Annotated in this window: 24 protein-coding genes and 1 CRISPR repeat array; of the genes, 16 read left to right on the top strand and 8 right to left on the bottom strand. The window is 61.3% G+C overall.

Annotation, left to right across the window (positions count from 1 at the left end):
• Positions 1-43: 43 nt before the first annotated feature.
• The gene (locus THITHI_RS0117655; protein ID WP_156820698.1) at positions 44-607 is read right to left on the bottom strand and encodes a hypothetical protein; all 564 of its coding nucleotides are present in this window, start codon (positions 605-607) and stop codon (positions 44-46) included.
• Between the two features lie 324 nt (positions 608-931).
• On the opposite strand from THITHI_RS0117655, the gene THITHI_RS0117650 reads away from it, so the two are divergent.
• Positions 932-1894, top strand: coding sequence for a hypothetical protein (locus THITHI_RS0117650; RefSeq protein WP_033337305.1), 963 nt, complete (start codon positions 932-934; stop codon positions 1892-1894).
• An 898-nt stretch (positions 1895-2792) separates the two neighbouring features.
• Positions 2793-2966, top strand: coding sequence for a hypothetical protein (locus THITHI_RS20710; RefSeq protein WP_018234389.1), 174 nt, complete (start codon positions 2793-2795; stop codon positions 2964-2966).
• 74 nt (positions 2967-3040) lie between these two features.
• Here the strand turns inward: THITHI_RS20710 and THITHI_RS0117640 are convergent, their stop codons facing one another.
• On the bottom strand, positions 3041-3946 hold the full coding sequence (locus tag THITHI_RS0117640; RefSeq protein ID WP_018234388.1) for a nuclease-related domain-containing protein: 906 nt from the start codon (positions 3944-3946) through the stop codon (positions 3041-3043).
• A gap of 316 nt (positions 3947-4262) precedes the next feature.
• On the opposite strand from THITHI_RS0117640, the gene THITHI_RS0117635 reads away from it, so the two are divergent.
• The 14 genes from THITHI_RS0117635 (at position 4263) to THITHI_RS0117580 (ending at position 16932) form a co-directional block, all read left to right on the top strand.
• Positions 4263-6863 (top strand): CRISPR-associated helicase/endonuclease Cas3, encoded by a 2601-nt coding sequence (locus tag THITHI_RS0117635; RefSeq protein WP_018234387.1) that lies wholly within the window; start codon positions 4263-4265, stop codon positions 6861-6863.
• Positions 6844-8445 carry a type I-E CRISPR-associated protein Cse1/CasA gene (gene casA / locus THITHI_RS0117630; RefSeq protein ID WP_018234386.1) on the top strand — a complete coding sequence of 534 codons (1602 nt, stop codon included), beginning with the start codon at positions 6844-6846 and terminating at the stop codon, positions 8443-8445. Before THITHI_RS0117635 ends, casA begins: the two co-directional genes overlap by 20 nt.
• Positions 8442-8978 (top strand): type I-E CRISPR-associated protein Cse2/CasB, encoded by a 537-nt coding sequence (gene casB, locus THITHI_RS0117625; RefSeq protein WP_018234385.1) that lies wholly within the window; start codon positions 8442-8444, stop codon positions 8976-8978. Before casA ends, casB begins: the two co-directional genes overlap by 4 nt.
• A gap of 31 nt (positions 8979-9009) precedes the next feature.
• The gene (cas7e, locus tag THITHI_RS0117620) at positions 9010-10194 is read left to right on the top strand and encodes a type I-E CRISPR-associated protein Cas7/Cse4/CasC (protein ID WP_018234384.1); all 1185 of its coding nucleotides are present in this window, start codon (positions 9010-9012) and stop codon (positions 10192-10194) included.
• Positions 10195-10212: 18 nt separating this feature from the next.
• On the top strand, positions 10213-10926 hold the full coding sequence (gene cas5e, locus THITHI_RS0117615) for a type I-E CRISPR-associated protein Cas5/CasD (RefSeq protein ID WP_018234383.1): 714 nt from the start codon (positions 10213-10215) through the stop codon (positions 10924-10926).
• A complete protein-coding gene (locus tag THITHI_RS0117610) occupies positions 10923-11621 on the top strand; it encodes a type I-E CRISPR-associated protein Cas6/Cse3/CasE (protein ID WP_018234382.1) in 699 nt (232 codons plus the stop codon). The genes cas5e and THITHI_RS0117610 overlap by 4 nt, the downstream gene beginning before the upstream one ends.
• Positions 11618-12517, top strand: a complete 900-nt coding sequence (cas1e, locus tag THITHI_RS0117605; RefSeq protein WP_083908814.1) for a type I-E CRISPR-associated endonuclease Cas1e — start codon at positions 11618-11620, stop codon at positions 12515-12517. Before THITHI_RS0117610 ends, cas1e begins: the two co-directional genes overlap by 4 nt.
• Positions 12489-12794 (top strand): type I-E CRISPR-associated endoribonuclease Cas2e, encoded by a 306-nt coding sequence (gene cas2e / locus THITHI_RS20410; RefSeq protein ID WP_083908813.1) that lies wholly within the window; start codon positions 12489-12491, stop codon positions 12792-12794. The genes cas1e and cas2e overlap by 29 nt, the downstream gene beginning before the upstream one ends.
• A 57-nt stretch (positions 12795-12851) precedes the next feature.
• Positions 12852-14405: direct repeats of the CRISPR family, unit length 28 nt; unit sequence GTCTCCCCCGCGTGAGCGGGGATCGACC.
• 142 nt (positions 14406-14547) lie between these two features.
• On the top strand, positions 14548-14793 hold the full coding sequence (locus THITHI_RS20910) for a hypothetical protein (protein WP_018234380.1): 246 nt from the start codon (positions 14548-14550) through the stop codon (positions 14791-14793).
• A 299-nt stretch (positions 14794-15092) separates the two neighbouring features.
• Positions 15093-15272 carry a hypothetical protein gene (locus THITHI_RS0117600; RefSeq protein ID WP_156820697.1) on the top strand — a complete coding sequence of 60 codons (180 nt, stop codon included), beginning with the start codon at positions 15093-15095 and terminating at the stop codon, positions 15270-15272.
• Between the two features lie 32 nt (positions 15273-15304).
• Entirely contained in the window at positions 15305-15895 is a 591-nt protein-coding gene (locus THITHI_RS0117595) for a hypothetical protein (RefSeq protein WP_018234378.1), read from the top strand.
• A complete protein-coding gene (locus tag THITHI_RS0117590) occupies positions 15892-16254 on the top strand; it encodes a hypothetical protein (protein WP_156820696.1) in 363 nt (120 codons plus the stop codon). Before THITHI_RS0117595 ends, THITHI_RS0117590 begins: the two co-directional genes overlap by 4 nt.
• Before the next feature lie 205 nt (positions 16255-16459).
• On the top strand, positions 16460-16753 hold the full coding sequence (locus THITHI_RS0117585) for a hypothetical protein (RefSeq protein ID WP_018234376.1): 294 nt from the start codon (positions 16460-16462) through the stop codon (positions 16751-16753).
• Positions 16750-16932: a hypothetical protein gene (locus THITHI_RS0117580; protein WP_018234375.1), complete on the top strand. Its 183-nt coding sequence runs from the start codon at positions 16750-16752 to the stop codon at positions 16930-16932. The genes THITHI_RS0117585 and THITHI_RS0117580 overlap by 4 nt, the downstream gene beginning before the upstream one ends.
• Before the next feature lie 75 nt (positions 16933-17007).
• On the opposite strand, the gene THITHI_RS0117575 is transcribed toward THITHI_RS0117580, so the two are convergent.
• The 6 genes from THITHI_RS0117575 to THITHI_RS0117550 all read right to left on the bottom strand — a co-directional run bounded on the left by THITHI_RS0117575 (position 17008) and on the right by THITHI_RS0117550 (position 20825).
• Positions 17008-17343, bottom strand: coding sequence for a hypothetical protein (locus tag THITHI_RS0117575; RefSeq protein WP_018234374.1), 336 nt, complete (start codon positions 17341-17343; stop codon positions 17008-17010).
• A 90-nt stretch (positions 17344-17433) separates the two neighbouring features.
• Positions 17434-19395, bottom strand: a complete 1962-nt coding sequence (locus tag THITHI_RS19525; RefSeq protein WP_018234373.1) for a hypothetical protein — start codon at positions 19393-19395, stop codon at positions 17434-17436.
• On the bottom strand, positions 19392-19655 hold the full coding sequence (locus tag THITHI_RS0117565; RefSeq protein ID WP_018234372.1) for a hypothetical protein: 264 nt from the start codon (positions 19653-19655) through the stop codon (positions 19392-19394). Before THITHI_RS0117565 ends, THITHI_RS19525 begins: the two co-directional genes overlap by 4 nt.
• Positions 19648-19992 carry a hypothetical protein gene (locus tag THITHI_RS0117560; RefSeq protein ID WP_018234371.1) on the bottom strand — a complete coding sequence of 115 codons (345 nt, stop codon included), beginning with the start codon at positions 19990-19992 and terminating at the stop codon, positions 19648-19650. Before THITHI_RS0117560 ends, THITHI_RS0117565 begins: the two co-directional genes overlap by 8 nt.
• Positions 19989-20240 carry a hypothetical protein gene (locus THITHI_RS0117555; RefSeq protein WP_018234370.1) on the bottom strand — a complete coding sequence of 84 codons (252 nt, stop codon included), beginning with the start codon at positions 20238-20240 and terminating at the stop codon, positions 19989-19991. Before THITHI_RS0117555 ends, THITHI_RS0117560 begins: the two co-directional genes overlap by 4 nt.
• A gap of 258 nt (positions 20241-20498) precedes the next feature.
• Positions 20499-20825, bottom strand: coding sequence for a hypothetical protein (locus tag THITHI_RS0117550; RefSeq protein ID WP_026186463.1), 327 nt, complete (start codon positions 20823-20825; stop codon positions 20499-20501).
• Positions 20826-20840 lie beyond the last annotated feature (15 nt).

Raw genomic sequence — 20840 nt, 5'->3', positions numbered from 1 at the left:
CCCTACCCCTCTTATCAGGGAGGGGGCGGCTCAGATCGAGCCGCTATCGGTACCGATCGCCGAAGCTCCCGTCAGCCAGCCACTTGGCCCGCCACCAGCCCCTTCCGAGGGCGGAGCGGGCGCTCTGACACTGATTCGGGATCCCAGTAAAGCGATGAAGCTCGCCCGTGGGGGTGCGCACCGTGAACCGCCAGGGGAACGGATGTTCCTCCCACAGGCCGGCCGGAATGAACGCTCGGACCTCGTGTCCGTGATAGTGCTTGACGATCTCGGCGCGAGCGCAGACCTTCTCGGTATCCGGGGCCTCCTCTGCGATGGCGGCCGGATATCCGCGGGAATCTCTCGAGCTTTTCTCTATATGCACCAGGCGCCCGTCTGTGAACTTTGCCCGGTACTCGTACCACCGCCCGGAGACATCTGCCGCATAGAAGTTCAAGTAGCCGTGGTACGCGATATCGCCGGCAGGCCCTGTGAGGCGCCCTTCTTTGCTGATGGTGTAGGTGTCGAGTCTGCGCTCGAGATCCTTGGTTTGGAACTCGAGCGAGTTGGCAGCCTCGTCAGGCAGAGTCGCCTCGCAGCGGAGGCGGTCGAACTCGAACATTCCCATGCTTAAAGACCTTCTTGAATTATCAGGAGTTTCATAGCGAACTCCGTATAGCGAAATTCTCGTGGCTATACACGGATATCGATCAAATTGATCGAAGTTAGGGTTGATTTCTCGTTTATTTTGGACGCGGTTTCAGGGTATACTTGCGCTACGGTTTGAACATGCTTTACCACCTGCCTGGAGGCAACCAGGACACCCCGACGGCAGGGGCAATTGCCGGAGTACGGGGCCACTCTCATGTGTGCTCTCTGGTGGATATTCCACTGCCGCGCCAAGCGGTCACTTGGCAACCGGTAGCCCCCGGCAATGGGCGAGGAGATCAGTATGAAGTTCAATATCGAGGTAGATCGCACCGCGGCGATTGCGGCCTGTAATGAGGCGTACGGCCTTCAGATCGTGGAGGTGGCGCTTTCCGAGATCCCCGCAGACCTTCGGGCAGAGATTCAAGATGCCCCCGAAAAGGAAGGCGTTGTTGATTTGACGGATCTTATCGACAACTGCCGGCGGCAGGACGATCCCAAGCCACCCGTGCTTTCCGAGGCCTCCCCACAGGCTGTCATCGAGATGCTGAAGTATCGGAGCCATGTACGGGAACATCGTCGCAAGCGCGACGCTGAGAAGCGTGAGGAGCAGATCCTCAAGGCGCTCGAGGCTCCCGAGAAGCACTGGATTGAGAGTAACGGCTCAGGCGAACACAGGCGCGCCGTGGTAGCGCCGTCGCCGCGGTTCGTGCCCCTGGACAAAGAGGCAAGAGCAGACCCTCGTATCAAGGCCGTGCGTGATCGGGTTGAGCGAGAGGCTTTGTCTCGCGCTCAGGCCGAATTCGATGAGATGGCCAGGGAGGCGCAACGTCAACGCGAAGAAAGGGCGGCCGGGCAGCAGAAGTTGCACGAATGGGCGCAGGCCAATGGCTCCGACAGACTGCGGATGATGCTCGACATGCAGGTCGGCGATTGGCAGGCGGTGGCGCGTGAGGAGTATCAGGACGCGCACGCCCCTGACGGGTTCTCCCGGGGCACCAAGGGCGGAGAGCGCCGGCGCAAGCCGACCCTCAAGGAGCTGGAGGTGTTGCGCCAGCTGCGCGACGAGGTGGAGGCCTCCGGGGGCGTGTTGAGCGACCCCACTATCGACTGGGTTGTCGAAGAGGCCGATCTGAATGAATACGGCGAGGAAATCCCGGAGCGGCGCTATTCGGTGGTTGAGGTGCAAGTGAGCTCCCCTGACGGGCATTACAGCTGGTATTCGCGCGAGATCGCCAGGATCTCGACGGGGGACGACGAGGGGTAATTCCCAAGGATTGATTCAACCAAGGCCTTCTCAGTCTATCCGACTGGGGAGGCCTTTTTTGATGATTCGAGCGATCGAGCGGGAAACTTGGATCGAGAGGCATTGGCCATGAAAATCAAATACCCAAGAACCTACCACCTACCCTGGTCGGAAGGTATAACTTCCGACGACAAGATGCTGCCCTCCATTGAATGCTTGAAGGGCTTGAAGGTGGTGGCACCCTGTGGCGCCAAAGTGCGTTGCGGGGTTCTTGTTCGTTGATCGCCTAGCGCCGAGCTAAGCAGGGCGGTACTGCGGGATTGTTTGGATCAGACTCGATATCCTCGAGGCTGCGATGAGCGCGAGCGCTCCGGTGGTGGCGACGCTGGCGCAAGCAGAATCAAAGCGTTATAATTCCAGCCAGCCGAGCTTTAATGAGCGCTCGAAAATGGGCCCATGAACCACCCCGGAGAATGAGCTTTAAGAGCTGTCGTGATAATGCCCGCTCTGCGGCCTTGTAGTAGAGACGCGGTTACGCTGTTCAAGGAAACGAACGTGAGCGTAGTGATAATGCCCGCTCTGCGGCTTTGTGGTAGAGACTTTCTGTCTGGATGGGCGGTCGAGCTCTGTGGCTCTTGATAATGCCCGCTCTGCGGCCTCGTAGTAGAGACTTTCAGGAGATGTGTAACACGTTGAAGATTCCGGTGAGGGATAATGCCCGCTCTGCGGCCTTGTAGTAGAGACCTACCTGACGTTCGAGCCTCTGAACTGGCGCGCGGCATGATAATGCCTGCTCGGCGAACCACCCCGCCCATGATGTTTTCCCTATACCATGCGAGATCAGTGCGCCGAGGGCCCTAAAGGTGCTTTCGGCTCAGCCAGGTCATGCGGATCTGGAGCCCCGACGAGAGGATAAGAGATGAACGGATACAAGGCGTTTTACCGCGGCCGAGAGACAGAGGTCGAGGCCGGCAGCAGCCGCGAGGCGCAGCAAAAAGCAGCTGCTTTCTTCAAGGCCAAGAAGGAGTACGAGGTGACTGTTGTGATCTGCGAGAAAGACGGCGAGCAGGTAACCCACCTCCCCCTCTTCTGATTCAACCAGGACATCCTCAATCAAACCGGTTGAGGGTGTCTTCTCTCTTGCCTTAAACCGCCGCGGACACCTGGTCAGAACTTCCCCTGACAGTCGCGACAATACACATCCCCTCCAAACCTCGCCTTGTTTTTCCAGCAGAACTGCGCGACCACATACGGCACAGAAACAGTGCAGCTTGCGCAGGCCAGCTTGCTCTTCTTCTTCCCCTCAGCGCTTTGCGTATCTTTATTTTGAGGGCTCGATTTATCGTCAGAGATCCCGAATTTGGCAGCCCAATTGAAATCAAGAGGCCGGTGGACCGAGGCAAGCGAGCGCGCGAACATCTCGACGGTATCTGTGCTTACCACTTTCCCGAGCGTTAGCGGATTGTTGTCCGAATCCAGCATTTTCTCTAGCCAGGGCTTCATCTGGTCTACCTTGATGAGGCTGTCGAGATCCGGAATATCTGTAGAGGGGCGATTGATCTGGGCATATTTGGATATCAGGATGAGGTTCCTGTAGGAGGGTTGGATGGAGAGGCCAAGCCGTCTCGGAAGCCTCACCAAGCCCGACTTGAATGCAGCGCGCAGCACCTCGATGTGTTTTCCGTTCTGCTCGAACGGAGAAGGGATACCGCGGGGCGTGTTTCGGTAGAGGGCCGCGTACTCGCCACGTTCATTGATCTCTATCCCCTCCGAGAAGCTCTTGCTCTCACAGACGACAATATCGAGAAAGCGGTTGATGATGAGGTGGTCGATCTGGGCGACAAGGTTCTCGTGCTCGAGACGCAGGTCATGAATAATCATCCAGTTCTTGCTGGCGCCATAGTGAAAATTGATTTCATAGGCGGCGCCTTTCTCTGCCTTCGCGCCGGCTCGAATGTTTCGGATCTCGCGCTCAATCTTCTTTTTTGTTCTCGCGGAAACGCCAGGGCGAGCACGCAAGCTTTCAAGGGCCTTTATTGACGGCTCGACATCATCCAACTCTTTAATGATCATCACACACTCCTGTTGATTTGGGATTCAAGCCAAGGCGGCTCTGGTAAGGCGTTCTTGTGTATAGCTACTAATCAACAGGTTGGAGTCAAACAAGGGTCTGGCGGTGCTTGCGTGTGCCTTGCGCGTTACCGGTGCGCGACAAGCCCCGCCTGAGCGCCATAGAGGTCTCTGGCCTTCAGGCCGGGGAAGGATGTCAATGAGAGAGACTCCTGGCCAAGAGGCGAAGCGGCACCACCCAAAGTAGCTGTAAGACCACATATATCTCAGGCAGTACCACGTCAGGATAAGACCGTGGGGGTATTCGCTATACGCCCCCATGAACCAGGACCCCAGCAGCCGCGAAGCCCAAGTCACTCCACGATACACACTGCCTTGGGGCAAGTGGGTCGATGAGAACGAGTGGCTACCACTGAGCAACCATAGCATTGATGTTGCTCAGGTCTTTATGGCGTTGGTCAGGCAGCCGTGGCGGCGCGCACGCTTACTGACTCAAGGAAAGACGCTCGATGACAGGCAGCTGGTTCGGCTGGCGGTGCTCGTGTTTTTGCACGATATTGGGAAATGCAACTGGGGATTTCAGGTAAAGAACAATCCCTATAGGCGCGGCACGGCCGGGCATGTGACGGAGACGGTTGCACTACTGCGAAGTGAAGCGCTCCAGCAGCGCTACCCGGCGGAATGGCGGGATCTGTTGCAGGAGGTTTGTGGCTGGTTCACCCAGGGCGAGGAGGCGGCTGTTGCAATGCTCCTGGCCGCACTCTCGCATCACGGAAAGCCGGCTCGCTGGAGCGAACCCGGCCTGCGTGATCTTGAGAGGTATTGGGAGGTAAGAGACGGCTACGACCCCATGTCTGCGCTGGCGGATATGGCACGCGTGGCTCGCAAGCTGTTTCCAGACGCCTTCGTTGCCGATACGCCCTGTATCGACGCGACCCCGGAGCTACAGCACCGATTCGCCGGCCTCCTGATGCTGGCCGATTGGGTGGGTTCCGATAGGCAATTCTTCCCGTGCAAACCCGAATCCGATGAGAGCCGGTTCGCCTTCGCTCAGAGGGCTGCCGAGCATGCCCTATCGCAGATAGGGCTGGCCCCGGGCGAGTGCCGCAACATCGCATCGTTTCTGGAGATTTTCGGTTTCGAGCCTACTCCCTTGCAGCGCCAGCTCTTCCACGAGCTACCGGTAAACGAGAGCACGCAGCTTGTACTTGCGGAGTCTGATACAGGCTCAGGGAAAACCGAGGCGGCGCTCGCATGGTTTCTGCGCCTTTACGCCGAAGGCAAGGTTGACGGGCTTTATTTCGCGCTGCCTACGCGCGTGGCGGCGCGCGAGCTGTATTCCAGAACGCTGCGGGCCATCGAGGCCGCCTTTAAGCCTGAATCCCGCCCCGGGCCTGTACTGTTGGCCGCCCCCGGCTATGTGCGCGTGGACGGCGCGCCGGTACTTGCTGATCCGGAAGGGGTGTTGTGGGATGACGAGAATCTTTCGCGGCAACGCGAACGCTTGTGGGCATCTGAACGCCCCAAGAGGTTCCTGGCCGCGCCTGTTGCGGTAGGCACCATTGATCAGGCATTGCTATCGGTGCTCAAGGTTAAGCACAGCTTGCTGCGATCCGTGTGTCTGGATCGTCACTTGCTCGTGGTGGATGAGGTTCATGCCTCTGATGCCTACATGCGCGAGGTGCTTACGACGCTCATCCGAGGGCACGTTGCCCGTGGCGGATGGGTGTTGCTGTTGTCAGCCACCCTGGGTGAGTCGGCCGCCAGCGCCTTTTTTGAGCGCACGTTGCGCCCGTTGGCGCAATCCACGCAGCGGCCATACCCGTCCCTGACGACCCGCGCTCAGGAGCAGGCTGTCCTTGTGAATCGTTCTGGGCGAGTGATCGATGTCGAGCTGAGCCCTACCCTCGAAAACGACGATGCGTTGCTCGATGACATCACGAGCGCTTTGCGCGAGGGCGCCAGAATACTGGTTATTTGCAACACCGTGAAGCGCGCGACGGCCATGCTAAGGGCTGTTGAGGCACACCTATCCAGGCACGCTCCTGAGCTTCTCGACGCGGTGTTTGCAATCGACGGTGTTCGCTGCCCACATCATGGGCGCTACACCCGCGCGGACAGGGAGAGGATGGATGCCGAGGTTACCCGCAGGCTCGGCAAGGGATCGCCTGATGGGCCTGTGCTGCTCATCGGCACACAAACCCTGGAGCAGAGCCTTGATATCGACGCGGATTGGCTGATCACTGACATCACCTCGATGGATGTGCTCCTACAGCGCCTGGGCCGGCTGCACAGGCATCTGCGCGAGAACCGTCCGGCGTCTTTCCGCACGCCGAAGGTCCTGATTCGTGTACCCAGTAAAGCGCTGCATGAGTACCTGCACCCCGGGGGGCAGCTAAGGGGCCCTGCTGGGCTTGGCTCGGTCTATGCAGACGGTCGGGTGCTTGAATGCACCTTGGCCAGCCTGAGAAACAACCCTCGTCTCGTCATTCCCGAGCAAAACCGTCAGCGCATCGAGCAAACCACGCACCCTGAGGCGTGGGCAGCCCTGCCGCAGGTGTGGGAGACACACGCTCAGTACATCCAAGGGGCGTACCTGGCGGAGATCCGCCAGGCCATGCGTAACTCCCTCGAGCCTCAGCCTTTCGGAGAGCTCCACTATTCCGCCGACGAGGAGCGGGTCACCAGTCGGCTGGGAGACCCCTCCTGCGAGCTTGCGTTGGTGACGCCGACGAGGTCGCCGATCGGCTCGATGATCGAGAGGGTAAACATCCCCGCATATTACCTATACAGCCTCGCGACACCAGAGCAGGTCGAGGCTCAGCCCTTTGAGGGCGGGTTTCGAATCACTGTCGAGGGGCACGCATTTACATACACCAGATTCGGCCTGGAAAAGGAAGATGCACGACTTACTGACTGACCCCTTGATCGGGGTGTTGATTGACGACGAGCCGCGAAGCGCGAGCCTTCCGGAGGTTCTTGCGTTGCTCTCTGAGGGGCGGATCGACGGATATACAGGCCTGCGAGCCCATCAAAGCGACTCGTGGCATGTGTTTCTGGTTCAGCTCGCCGCTGCCATTCTGGCGCGCCATCCCACTGACACGCTCCCCGTTGACGTCTCGTATTGGCGCGACGGGCTTCTTGAGCTGGCCGAGGGGCAGGCTTCGGCCTGGCATCTACTTGAGGAGGACGTGACCAAGCCCGCATTCCTGCAACACCCATGGAGCAGCTGGAAGGATGAGGCTGAAGCCTATGGTGTCAAATTTGACGACCAGGGTCGTGTGAAGAGCATCAAAATCAAAGCGCATACCCCCGATCAGCTGGATGTGGTGCTCACCTCCAGGAATCACGACGTTAAAGCCTGTCGAGTATCTGACGCGGATGTCGAAGCCTGGCTGTTTGCGCTCCTGATGCACCAGACCACAAATGGCTACCTCGGCAAGGGGTACGGTGTCGTGCGCATGTATACCGGGACTGGCAATCGCCCGATTGTGTCCTGGACCTCCGACCGCCACCCTGCCCGACGTTTTCAGGAAGAGGCGATGCTGGTGCGCGATATGCGCAAAGACCTCTTGATGCGTTACGGCTACCGTGACGATGGGCATGTGCTCACGTGGGTAAAACCATGGGGCCGAAGTGAGCACCAATACGAAGACGCGCTTCAGGGATTGGATCCCTGTTTCATCGAGGCATGTCGGACGGTGCGGCTACGACCGAATACGGCCGGCGGGGTGGTGGCACTGAATGCCCCTCGCAAGGGACGGCAGATCGGGCCCAAGAGCATGGAGGAAGGCGATGTGGGCGATCCCTGGATTCCGCTTAACCTGCAAAAGGAAAAGCCCGTCGCTCTCAACGTCTCAAAAAGCGGCTTTACCCCAAAGCTTGTAACAAACCTGCTTTTCGAGCAGGGGTTCGAACTCACGGCTCTGCAAAAAGCCAGGGCGGGCGGCACCGCGGGGTGGCTTATAGCCAGCGCGCTGGCGCGAGGCCAAGGCAAGACAGAGGGGTTTCACAGGCTCGAATTACCCGTGCCGGCCAAGGTGAAGGCGGCCTTGTTTAGCCGGGAGGGTGCCTCAGCGCGCGAGCGCGGTGCCAAATGCGCCCAGGATCTTCTCGCTGATGCGAAAAACGCGGCCGGGGCGCTACGAACAGCGCTCTTTATCCTCGCGGAAGGCGGGCCCGGCCAGGCCGACTTTCAAAAAAAGGCGATTAAGTCTTGGGTTGACGCAAGCGCAAGCGCCTTCGAGCAAAGCTGGCCGCAGCACTATTACCCAGCGCTCTGGCGTGCTTTTGATGAACCCACCGAAACCGTATTCAGCAACTGGCGCAGGGAGCTGGTCGCTATAACCCGGGAGCTTCTGGATACGGCCGTGCAGCGACTGCCGACACCTGGAAGCAGGCGCTGGAGGGCGCTGACACGCTCTCACGCAGAACTAACCCGCGCACTTCGTAAGCACCACCTTTTGCCAGAAGCTGCGCCTGATCTGGAGAAGACCGCATGACATCTGTTACCGATGCCGCGCCTGATGAGCAGGGTGGCGAGCACAAACCAGGCCTGCCCGCGCTGGTCGGGCGAATCGCCGCGCTGTTTTCGAGCGCCCACTACCCGAGCAGCGACCGAGCAGCCCTTAAGCGCTGGGCCCCTGGGCAGCCCACTCCGCTGGCGTACTACCGGTTGTGGATGTGTCACCTGCGTCAGGATCCGCCGTCCGACTCTCAGACTATGGCGTGGTCGTGTGTCGCGTGGGCGCTGGCTTCGGCCGGCGGCGCCTCACACCAACCCTCACGCCCTCTGGGCCAGGCGCTGGCAGAGGCGCGGTTCTCTGAGGCGCGTCTCGAGCAGATGCTCTCTGCTCCAGAAGAGGTGCGCGCGAGACTTTGCCAGGCGGCTGTGCGGTTTCTGGCGGCCAAGGGCGAGCGCTGGAATTTCTCGGAGCTCGCTCACTACCTGCTCACTCGAGACGCAGAGAAGCGTGAGGCGGTGAACCGGCGAATCGCCAGCAGCTACTACCGACATAGCCACACGGTCGGCTGAATCATCAACCATCCTTATGGAGTAATGAACCATGTTCTTGCAGATCCACACACTGACCAGCTATCCGGCCAGCCTTCTCAACCGTGACGATGCCGGCCTACAGAAGCGCATTCCTTTCGGGAACAGCATGCGCTTGCGCGTATCCTCGCAGTGCCAGAAGCGCCATTGGCGGGAGAGTCTTGCTGCGCAATTGCCCGAGATTCAGGACGGCCAACGCACCCGCTCGTTCTTCACGCGCACCGTCCTGCCCAAGGCGGTCGCCGGGGGCGTGCCGGAAGACCTCGCTAAGCGACTCATCGAGCCTCTGGCCGCGGTTGTCGTAAAAGGCGGGGTCAAGAAGGGAGGAGACCTTAATCAGCCGATCCTGTTCGGGCTGGCTGAGGCGGATTACTTCGTTTCCCTGCTAAAAGCGGTGAGCCAAGAGCCTCATATTCAGGAGGTGGCGAGCAAGGAGCAGAGCGAGAAGGTCGACAAGGAGCTTGCGAAGGTAGCTGGCGAGGCGCTCGTCGAGGCGATCGGGAAAGACAATCTCCAGGCTCTGCGCAAGTCGGCGCTGGGCACGGAGGGACTGACCGCGAGCCTGTTTGGCCGTATGGTCACCTCTGACCTCCTTGCGCGTGTCGACGCCCCGGTCCATGTGGCGCATGCGCTTACAGTGCATGCCGCTAATACCGAGATCGACTATTTTACCGTGGTCGACGACCTCAATCGGGATGATGAGACAGGCGCCGCTCATGCCAACCAAAGCGAGCTCGGAGCCGGCGTATTCTACGGATATGTAGTGGTCGACATTCCCTTGCTGATGTCCAACCTCACCGGTTGCGAGCGCAAGGACTGGCGAGACCAGGATTCGTCGCGGGCTCGCGAGATACTCAGAGCGCTGATCGCCGCGATCCTCCAAAAAAGCCCCGGAGCCAAGCTCGGCAGTACGGCGCCTTACGCGCACGCCGACTTCTCGCTGTTTGAGACTGGCGCGCAGCAGCCGCGCGCGTTGAGCAACGCGTTCATCGAGGCGTTGCCGTTTCGCGGTGATTTGCGCCGGGAAGCCATCGGGCGGCTGGGCGAGTACGTGGCGCAGCTCGATGGCATGTACGGAAGCCCGAGCGAAGGGGTCCGCCACATGTCTACGGTGTTCGAGGGGTCCGCGGGGCTGCCGGACAAGCAGCCTGTCCCGCAAGCCGTGAACGCAACGCTCGACGCGATCTTTGGCGCTTAAAAACACGGAGATGCTTTTATGGATTGCCTGATCTTACGTCTTGACGCGCCGATGATGAGCTTTGGTGCGGTCGTGGTCGATCAGAGAAACCCCACTTGGCGGTTTCCGGCCGCATCGATGCTCACCGGGCTGCTCGGTAATACCCTGGGATGGAGCTATCACGACACTGATCGTCAGCAGGAGCTTCAAGATCGTCTACGCTTTGCGGCTCGCTGGGACGCTGAGCCTGAGCCTATGCGTGAATACCAAACTGTGGATCTGGGGCAGGATTTCCTGCTCGACACGGGGTGGACTACGCGTGGGCAGGCCGAGAAGCGCAAAGGCGGTGATGCGAAGAAAGGTACGCATATCCGGGAGCGCGATTACTGGGCGAACGGGGTCCTTACTGTGGCGCTGACGCTTGACGGTGAAGGTGATCTCTCCATCAGTGACTTGGAGGCGGCTCTGAAAGAGCCCGCGAGACCCCCGTTCTTCGGCCGTAAGAATTGCCTGCCGGCGGGACCGCTGTTCGCCGGGCGCAGACAGGCCGAGAGCGTGAAAGAAGCGCTGGCAAGGGAGCCGCTTGCAGATATCGGATCGCGTCGGCGGCCAGAGCGCATACAAGCCCAATGGCCGATCGATGAGGGTGAGGCTACCCAGGTCGAGGAGCGGTATGACCTTCGGGACTGGGTGGGCAACATACACCGGGGCAGCCGGCGTTACGCGCAGGGTTTCCTGGAGGTGATGGCATGAGTATGTCACATCTCGTTCGGTTGCCCTTGAACCCGCAGGCGCTGCTGCGTTTTGCAGTATCACATGGCGTTACTCAGGGTGATGAAGGGTTTGGATACAGCCTGCACCTATTGCTGACCACGCTTTTTGGCGAGCATGCGCCGAAGCCGTTTCGCTTTTTTGAGCGAAAAGGAGAAGTGCTTGGGTACTCTGTCGTAAGTCACGAACAGTTGCTCGAGCATGCGCAGGCATTTGCTCCGCCGGAGGCGTGGGCGGCCCTTCAGGCGGACGGAGTAGTCAGCAAGCCCATGCCCGGACGCTGGACTGTCGGTCAGCGGCTGCAAGTGGAAGTTCTTGCGTGTCCGGTTGAGAGGCGTGGCGCGGAGGAGAAGGATGCATTCCTGCGCGCCTTGGATCGTGCTGATGACGTGGCGCCGAAGCGCGGCGAGGTCTATCAGGACTGGTTTCTGCGGCGCTGGGAAGGCGCCTTGGACTTCGAGCTTATCGAGCTGCGAGGTATGCGGGCGCGTCAAAGCATGCAGAGACGGATCCATGATGGCACGAAGCGCCTGGCGACCATCGAGCGCCCAAGCGTACTGTTTGTGGCGCAAGCGTCGATCTCAGACCCTCAGCGATTCTCTGAGCTTTTGATGCGAGGCATTGGACGGCACAGGACTTTCGGGTTCGGCATGGCTTTAGTGTCCCCTCCTGCATGAGCTCTTCGCCGGGGCTGCTGCATGGGCGGTTAGGGTTGGCGGCATCACGCATCCCTCATGCCGACCGGCATGGACTGTTGTGGCTGGACTACGGCAGGCTTTCTGTGGAGGACGGCACTTTGATCTTTTTGGCAGCGCAAAGCCAGGCTCTGGATGCCGGCCAGTACGCTATTCCGTATCAGGCAGTCACCATGCTGCTTCTAGGCCCTGGCACCAGTCTTACACACGACGTGCTGCGGCTTTGTGCTCGCCACGGCGTGTTGATTGCAGCTGTTGGTGAAGGGGGCGTTAAGAGCTACACCGCGCCTCCGATGGGAAAGAGCCGTTCGGATGTTGCGCGCCGGCATGCGCAGAGCTGGGCTGATCCTGAGCAGCGTCTGAGACTGGCTCGACGGCTATACGCCTGGCGGTTTGGTCGGGTACTGCCACATCGCGACATTGAGACCCTGCGCGGTATAGAAGGTGCGCGCGTCAAGGAAAGTTATAAGCTTGTGGCGCGACAGTTCGGAATTGAATGGCGCGGGCGGCGATACGACAGGGCGAACCCGAACTCTGCGGATCTGCCAAATCAAGCGATCAATCACGCGGCGACGTTCGTTGAGGCGGCTGCCGATATTTCCGTAGCAGCTGTTGGCGCGCTACCTCCTCTGGGATTTATTCATGAGCACTCGAGCAATGCATTTACGCTCGACATCGCGGACCTCTGGAGAATAGACGTCACCTTGCCGTTGGCCTTTGGGGCTGTTCAGGCGATGAAAGACGGCAAGGCAGACGGCATGGAGCGAGAGGTGCGACGCAGAGCAGTGCGACTATTCCGCCAGGAAAAGATCATTCCTCGAATGATCGACCGGATTAAGGAGTTACTCGATGTCGATGACCGCAGTAGTGACTCGTAATGTATCGCCTCGTGTGCGTGGTTTTTTGGCCTCAGCTATGCTCGAGGTGGCACCCGGAGTGTACAGCGCCCCGCGTATCTCCCCCGCAGTAAGGGATCGCGTGTGGGGCGTACTTGAGGAATGGTTTGTCAACGAAAGAGAGGCGTCGATAGTCATGCTGTGGCAGGACAAGGAAATGCCTGGAGGTCAGGCGATGCGAGTGCTCGGCAGTCCGCCGGTCACCCTGATCGATGTTGATGGTCTGCTACTGGCGCGAAGAGCAGCATCCCCTGATTGATCACGCTCTTTAACAACTAGGTAAAATCTTCGTAGTAACAGTCGCTTATGCGATAGAGTCTCCCCCGCGTGAGCGGGGATCGACCCCACCGAAGCCGGCAAAGCTTGGTGACTTCGACGTCTCCCCCGCGTGAGCGGGGATCGACCCTCTGATAGCCGCCCCTCCAGGCGACCAACTACGTCTCCCCCGCGTGAGCGGGGATCGACCCATGATTGTTGGCGGCGGCATCTTTGCTTATGCGTCTCCCCCGCGTGAGCGGGGATCGACCGCAGGGGCTAAGCTATCGAGAGATCGGATCGCGGTCTCCCCCGCGTGAGCGGGGATCGACCCTCTGATAGCCGCCCCTCCAGGCGACCAACTACGTCTCCCCCGCGTGAGCGGGGATCGACCGATACGCCCGCAATGACTGCCGGCCGATACTCAGTCTCCCCCGCGTGAGCGGGGATCGACCGCCGCGCACTCTTCGAGCGAGAGTTCTTCACACGTCTCCCCCGCGTGAGCGGGGATCGACCTTTGCCTGGAGTCAGCTTGCGTGTCCGGTCTTCGTCTCCCCCGCGTGAGCGGGGATCGACCCCAAGAGCTGCGGCAGAGGTTCTTGGCCTCTCGGTCTCCCCCGCGTGAGCGGGGATCGACCCCAGTACATCAGCGTACTGGGCTCGGAATCCCGAGTCTCCCCCGCGTGAGCGGGGATCGACCCCCAATGTCAATGTTTGGCGGGGTTACTGCGGTGTCTCCCCCGCGTGAGCGGGGATCGACCCTCTTCCCTGGCCGGGGCGACGGTCGAGGTGATGTCTCCCCCGCGTGAGCGGGGATCGACCGCCAGGGGCATTCCCGTATCGAGATCGCGAGATGTCTCCCCCGCGTGAGCGGGGATCGACCCCACTTAGCTAAGAGGATTTAATTATGCACATAGTCTCCCCCGCGTGAGCGGGGATCGACCCGATGATTATCACCAACGAAACCCTCGCGAAGCGTCTCCCCCGCGTGAGCGGGGATCGACCCTACCGTGCGGCATGCACGGATGACGATGAGGAGTCTCCCCCGCGTGAGCGGGGATCGACCTCCTTCAGGACCTCGGCCAGGGTCACCTTGCGTGTCTCCCCCGCGTGAGCGGGGATCGACCCAACCCTCACCGCGCCCGGCGCCTGCGTCCTGGGTCTCCCCCGCGTGAGCGGGGATCGACCTGAAATTGGCGGGAAAGGTACGGCGATCGGAGCGTCTCCCCCGCGTGAGCGGGGATCGACCCACATGGTGCATGCCCTAAAACGCAAGTCGAACGTCTCCCCCGCGTGAGCGGGGATCGACCCATACGAGATGTGGCTTCATGGCGCAGGTCATGGTCTCCCCCGCGTGAGCGGGGATCGACCTTTGTATTTGTAGCTATACCGCCTCGACGCCACGTCTCCCCCGCGCGAGCGGGGATCGACCGTAGGCCGGGTCGTTGAGGTGTTTCTTGAGGATGTCTCCCCCGCGTGAGCGGGGATCGACCCTGGCCGCGGATCCAGACATCGAGTTGCTCCCGGCCTCCCCCGCGTGAGCGGGGATCGACCGCAGATCCGCAGCCCGGAGGACCGCATTTGTCAGTCTCCCCCGCGCGAGCGGGGATTGGCTCTACCCCTTCTCTGGCCTCAGGGCCGCGACAGCATTGGATGCTGCGCGCTCAGACAACTTCCCGGGTTCACTTATCTTGAACCATGGTTCATATTCATGGACCGACAGTCGTTACCTGTGCTATACTGGGTCTACTCTACTGTTGATTGCGAGCGCCTACAGAAAGGCGCCGCGCCCTGGCGATATCTGGCCCCCGAAAGGCAAGCCCAGCGCCCAAGAATGGACCGTCGCACGCTTTCCTGATGGCAGCTGGACCACCGGCGGGCGGCCCGACGATCCCGACTATGCGCAGTGCGAGCTGTTTATCATCGAGGCGCCGGACCGGGGGGCGGCCATCATGCGCGCTCAAGCCAAACGGCGGCGCCAGGCTCGCAAGGCGAACGGCTGAGCGCGAGAAGTAGCCGATACCCAACAAACCCCGGATCAACAACCTTTTCGACTGATGAAATCGATACCGATTAAAACCAGGATCCGTGAATCGTACATCCCGGGAATCGGGTACCACGAGCTAATGCGCGCCGTTTTCCCCGAGGATGAGTACCCTAATGCCTGGCGTTACAGCAATAACGGAGGCCCTCCGGGATGCGCGATGGCCTTCGGGCGTGCGCTCAGGGAAATGCGTGCCTGGGTGGGTCCGGATAATGAAGGGCGGCAAGTCTACCTGCCTTGATGATGGAGGATTGCTCAATGATTGAGAAAAACGAAGCGCTGCGCGAAACCCTGATGACCAGTGACGAGGAGGTGTGTGGCTATCTCAACGCGCTGCCCGCCACCGAAGAGCGGTGCGCCCGGTGCCACAAGCCAGGGCCTCTGGAGGGCGGAGAGGTCTGCAAGGCGTGCTACGGCATCGTGTACGCAGACCTTTGATGACGCCACAACCCCGGATTCGGAGAAAGAGCATGAGCGAGATTGAACGAAACACAGCAGGGCGCCAGCGCCGGGTCGGTCCGCCCGTGCGCACGCCTGAGCATGGCGGCCGGCAAAGCGAGCCTCTCGGTTCGACGGGCGGCGCCATGCCGTGCATCGAGGCTGCCGCCATCAGGCCCGCTGTTCGCGGCAAAGCCGATTTCCATTCATGGCAGCTCTACCGCTGGGTGAAGGAGAGGCCCTACGGTGTGCAGATCTGGCGCGGGACATGGAACGCAGCGACGGGGATCGACCGTGAGAGGCCGGTGCTCTACATCGGCCACATGGACATCACCGATAGCGCAGAGCGATGGTTTCACGGCCGGATGCTGCGAAATCTGTGCCTGCTTGCAGGGAACCTGGACGGCTACGCGTACGGCCCGGCATTCGACACCGCGCACTGGGAAGAAATCACCCGGGAGTGGTGGGAGCAGTACATGCGCATTGGCGTCTGCGCCATCCACGGGGATCGCGCTCATCATTGGGAGGAGCGCGGAGACACCCGATCTTGCAGCTACTGCGGCAAGCAAGAGCAGCGCGTGATCGAAACGATAGGGCGGGCCGTATGGGTTCCCACGACGTGAGCACTTGCGCGACAGGAGACGGCACCCCAGGCGCGAGCCTGGCGCTGATCGAGAAAGCGGCGCGCGATTTTCACACCGCCGTGAGCGGTGCGGACGGGGCCCTGGATCGGCTCAGCGATCTGCTCGGGGTCTCGCCGGAAAGCGACCTCTGCTCCAACGTATGGGCCATGGCCGGCGCCTATAAGGGCGCGCTCGATGCGGCTTATGGGATTGGCGGATGGCTTGAATGGTGGTGGCTGGAGTGCAGGCTCGGAGAGCAGCCCATGCAAGCCGGATTGCCTGGCGAGGAGCTTCGCACCATAGCCACGATCGACGACCTGGTGAAGCTCATCACCGACGACATCAAGCGCGGCGCATAGCCGCCTGAGGCCGCTTGTTTCGGCCGCAGTATCGGTAGTCATACCTCCCGTTTAGCGGCAGCGCTCGGGAGTCATAGGTTGCCGGAGCGCATCCGGCCTCGCCCCCTGCCCTTCCTTCAATATTCGCTATACAGCCCAGCGCCCGGGGACTAACACCTCAGGGCGCTGGCCTTGTTATACGAACCAATTCAACCGGAGGTGTGCAGTGAGTGGAATCGAGCGAATCACAAGCGAGCGTCAGCGCCAGATCGAGCAGGAAGGCTGGACGCCGGATCACGACGATGAACGTGGTCAGGGGGATCTGTCTCTGGCCGCAGCCTGCTACGCGCTCCAGGCGACACAAGACAATACCCTCGATGCTCGCGGGGTACCGGCGCGGTGGCCCTGGGATGCGCATTGGTGGAAGCCCTCGCATGACCCGATTCGAAACCTTGAGAAGGCGGGCGCATTGATCGCGGCGGAGATTGACCGCCGGGAGCGCCGGAGAGCCAGGGCGTGAAAAGCCTGAGGCGGCTCGCTGAGCAGGCGCTGGCCTCCGGCGAGTGCGTCACGCTCTCCAGGGAGCAGACACGCGCCTTTCACGCGGCGTTTGCCGCCCATGCGGGGCCATCGATAGGCCGCATCCGGGCGGAAACAAGGCGAGCCTGGGCGCAGGCACGAAGCCTGCTGGTAGACTGAGCCGCCTGCTTTCTCAGGCGGGGTGGCGACATGAAAAAGCCACCTCGGGAGAGGTGGCTGAATGAGGCAGGGAGTTCAGGCGACGGCGCGGGCGCCGTGGTTCATCATCGGATCCAGGCGTACATGCAGAAGACCTGCGTGGCGCTCGATCCAGTTGGCGAAATAGGTGTTCAGGCGGACCCGCAGGTCGCTCTGCGTATCGAGAGCCCGTACCCAGCCGCAGCGGATTCGCACGGCATCGGCGTCTGACGGCACCATCTTGTCGCGCAGCAGCACGGAAGGCAGCCCGTCGCGAACCTCCTCGACCACCACTTCCTCGCAGAGCCTGTTGTGCCAGCACCCGGTGTCGGCGACAAAGGCATTCCATGTGCGGGCCGGAATCTCCCCGGAATCGTGTAGAACTTCAAACATATCTGGCTCCTCTTGGCCTTGCTCTTGTGCGCTTTGTATAGGGACTTTTCAGGAGAGAAAGACCCCGGGCGCCCTTCGCCAGGGCAGGCGTCAGCCCCCCTTGGAGGGGACCGGATCCTGGGCCTCGAGATTGCCCGCATGGTATTCCTCGGCGAGCAGCAGCAAGGGCGCCCACTTCAGGTACTCCTGGCGAGTGCGCGGATCCTCGAAGAACTGCCTGTAATCCCCAGGCGTGTAGGCCGACACGTTCAGGAGCTCATCGGCCGGCACCGTGATCGTTGCGCGAACAGGTTCATTGTTCCAGTCATAGGTCTGGCGCTCCCGATACCAGGAGAATACCGCGCTGCGTTTCTTTGGCTGCCAGCTGCGCGCTCGCGCGAGCGTGCCGGGGCCCGGGTTGCCGTAGGGGCGATGTCGCGTGGGGCGCCATTCACCCTTGATGCGCATGTCCGCGTCCATGCGCCGGGATTCTTTCTCCGCCTCCTTGCGCTCCCAGTAATCCTCCTGCCCCGCGAGCACGCAGTTCTTGCCGATCGAGGCATTCAGGCGGGCGCGGTAGGCCTCGAAATCCGGCTTCTCGCCATGGCCCAGCGTGCGCGTGCCGTCATAGACAAGCTCGACGGCCGCAGCGAAACCCTCGGGCGTCCAGATCTTGACCGGCGGGTGGGGGTGCAGGACGTCGGAGCGATCGAACAGCCCCTGAATGATCAGCGCGATGCGGTTGTGGAGCTTGATCTGGGCGGCGACCACCCGGGCAGCCTCGTCGTAGTAGAGGCTGGAGGGGTCGAAGGGCTCCCACGCATCGAGGCGATCGAATCGATCCACCTGGGGGCCGGCAAAATGATAGGACCTGCCGGGATTGCGCGCCTCCCATTGCCTTCTCGGGTTGGCGGACTCCCAGGCCTTTCGCTCGGCCAGGAGCCGGTCCCTTGTCGCCACTCGATCCTCGTACTCGCGCCTGGTCATGAACTTGCTGACCCGCCCGGCGAACACCTCGAACATCAGCGGCTCAGCGTCGCTGAACACCGTGTGATCCGGAAAGATGAGCTCATCGAAGTCAAGATCGCAGGTCAGGCGGTAGACCTGCTCGCCGTTTCTGATATAGAGGAAGGTGGACTTGTCGAGCTCGGCCAGCTCAATTTGAATCAGGCTCGTCCTGAGCGTGCCGTCACCCTCGCGGTACTTTTCGTGGCGCCGCACTCGCATGGCGGTGATACAGCGCGCGAACGGCAGGATGCGGTCCCGGTTCTCGGGCTCGCACAACCAGGCGTCGAAGTCGGCGATATGCTCGAACGACATCCCGCCGAGGCGATACCCGAGCAGGCACTCCTCATCCATGTACAGGCGCCTTTGCATGACATGGAGCTTCTCGTGCATGCCTGCCGGCGTGCCGGCGCAGCACTGAACGACGGACTCGGTCAGGCCCGCGTAGAGAGAGACGTTGAAGATGCGATCTTCGATCTGATCGATATGGGCTTGAAATCCCTGTGTCTGGGCCTTGAGCGGCAGCGCCTCGGCCTGCATCCAGAGCGCCATGGTTTCGTTGAGCGCGCCGATCTCGGCGAAAAGCGCGGGCAACGTCACCTCCTTGGCTTTCTCCAGCGCCTGGGCATGGCGCCTGATGTCGGTCTGGGAGCTGAGTACGGCCAGGGCCTGTCCCGGGGCGTCATCTGGCGCGCGCTCGAGCGCATCCTGCGGACCAAGGCCGAGGGCTGCGGTGATACGGCGCACCTCCTCGAGCTGTGCATTGATCTGGCGCTGGTAATCGCCTATGCGCTCCTTGATGATCCGCGCCGCGTCGGGCTCGGGCATGAGCAGCTCACCGGCCTGCTCCAGGTGAATTCTGGTAGACAGGGTGCGTCGAGCATTCCCGGGGCCCTCCAGATCGGCGAAATTCGAGCCGATGCGCATGACGCACCCAAGCCAGCGGGCGTCCTCGCGCTCCACCCAGTACCATGCGCCGACCTTCAGTACGGCCGTGTTTGGCAGCACATGCGCACGCGGCTCAGGCCCTTCGCGGGGCGTGAGCGGGGCCGGATGCTGCGCGCTCACTCTTGTTCCTGCTCGGTCTCGCATGACGCCTGAGACTCCTCATTCCTGGTTGTTTTGTCGGCCTGGGCGTTTCCCCATGGATCGCCAGGTACGACCCTGACGCAGTCCACGGTCTGCAAGGGGCCGAAGCCGTCTTTCGATTTCAGCCACCGGCGCACCCGCGGCTTGCCGTGCTTGGAGTACCCCACCAGGACGCCGCGCAAGGGGGCCTTCGTGCTGCCCTCCCATTCGACCGTATCGCCGGGGTACGGCTCAGCCATCTGCGGCATCCCCCATAAGCGACAGGACAGAGGCCTGGCGGCGCTTCTCGCACGCCTGGATGCGCTGCTCGAGATCCTCGAAGGGGAGTCGGGCGCGGCTCTTTTGAAGGACATACCCGTGGCGCGCCATGAACCAGAGAAAGATGTCGATCACGTAGCAATGACCCTCCACCCAGGAGATGTCTTTGACGTACTCGTGATTTGTCACCGCCACGAGCTCGTGGATGGCCTTGAACAGCGCCTTCTGATCGTGAAAGTCGCGAAACTCAGCCGGCAGGTGCCGGCCGTCGGCGCGCCACTTGGCGAGGGCCTCGTCCAGGGCAGGGCCGGCGCTCACTCGAGCACCTCGGCATCGATGGGGTCGTGGGCCGGGAAAAGCCTGCTGGATACGGCGTCGTCATCGACCTTCAGCGTAAGGATTTCGACCGCCTCGAATTCACCCGAATCGATGTGCTTCCGGCGCTCGTTCTCCAGGTACTCCGGATTATCGATCAGTTCCGCTTCCGCCATGCAGCCAAGCGTCTCAGGGGCGTACTCGCCGGGGTAGCTGCATTTGCGCTGGGCCATCAGGATCAGTATTTCCACGCCGTTCTCCTTAGCGTCTTGCGCGCCCCTGGTCGGGCTTCCCCGGGGTTAGCGCGCGCAGGGTGAATCGGATTCATGTTTTCGCAAGAAAGCATTGGCGAGGGCGGGCGGACTCGAACCGGCGCGACCAGCAGTCCGGACTGCCTTGGTCATTGGGCGCTACCCAGCTTCCGTTCTCGCGCTTTTGCCAACCTCCCCCTCTCCTCATGAGTCAAGGGGGCGCTCTGCCTATTGAGCTACGCCCTCACCGATGCTCTCTCACTGCCCGGCTCCTTGTGCCAGGAGCAGGATCTTCTCCAGATGCTCTCGCGGGCTCATGGAAAGGTGCTCGAGGTACTCCTCGACCGAGGCGAGCAGCTGCTCAGGGGTTTCCCCGCTGGCCACGGTCTGCTCTGCCACATAGTCGAAGTCGGCCGGCCTCCCATGCTCATCGCGCCACTGACCCGCGTCGTCGCGCGTGTTTCGACGAAAACCCATGACCAGAAACATTGTCCCGCCCGGGGTGGACAGGCGAACCGTGTCGCATCCAAGCATCCGGCGACATCTCGCAAGAAGCGGCTTCAGGTCGGGCGGGGTCTTGCTCATGGCTCTCGTCGTGTT

Source organism: Thioalkalivibrio thiocyanodenitrificans ARhD 1 (assembly GCF_000378965.1).
In the GTDB taxonomy this organism is placed as follows: domain Bacteria; phylum Pseudomonadota; class Gammaproteobacteria; order Ectothiorhodospirales; family Ectothiorhodospiraceae; genus Thioalkalivibrio_A; species Thioalkalivibrio_A thiocyanodenitrificans.
This window is presented reverse-complemented; position numbering and strand designations above follow the sequence as displayed.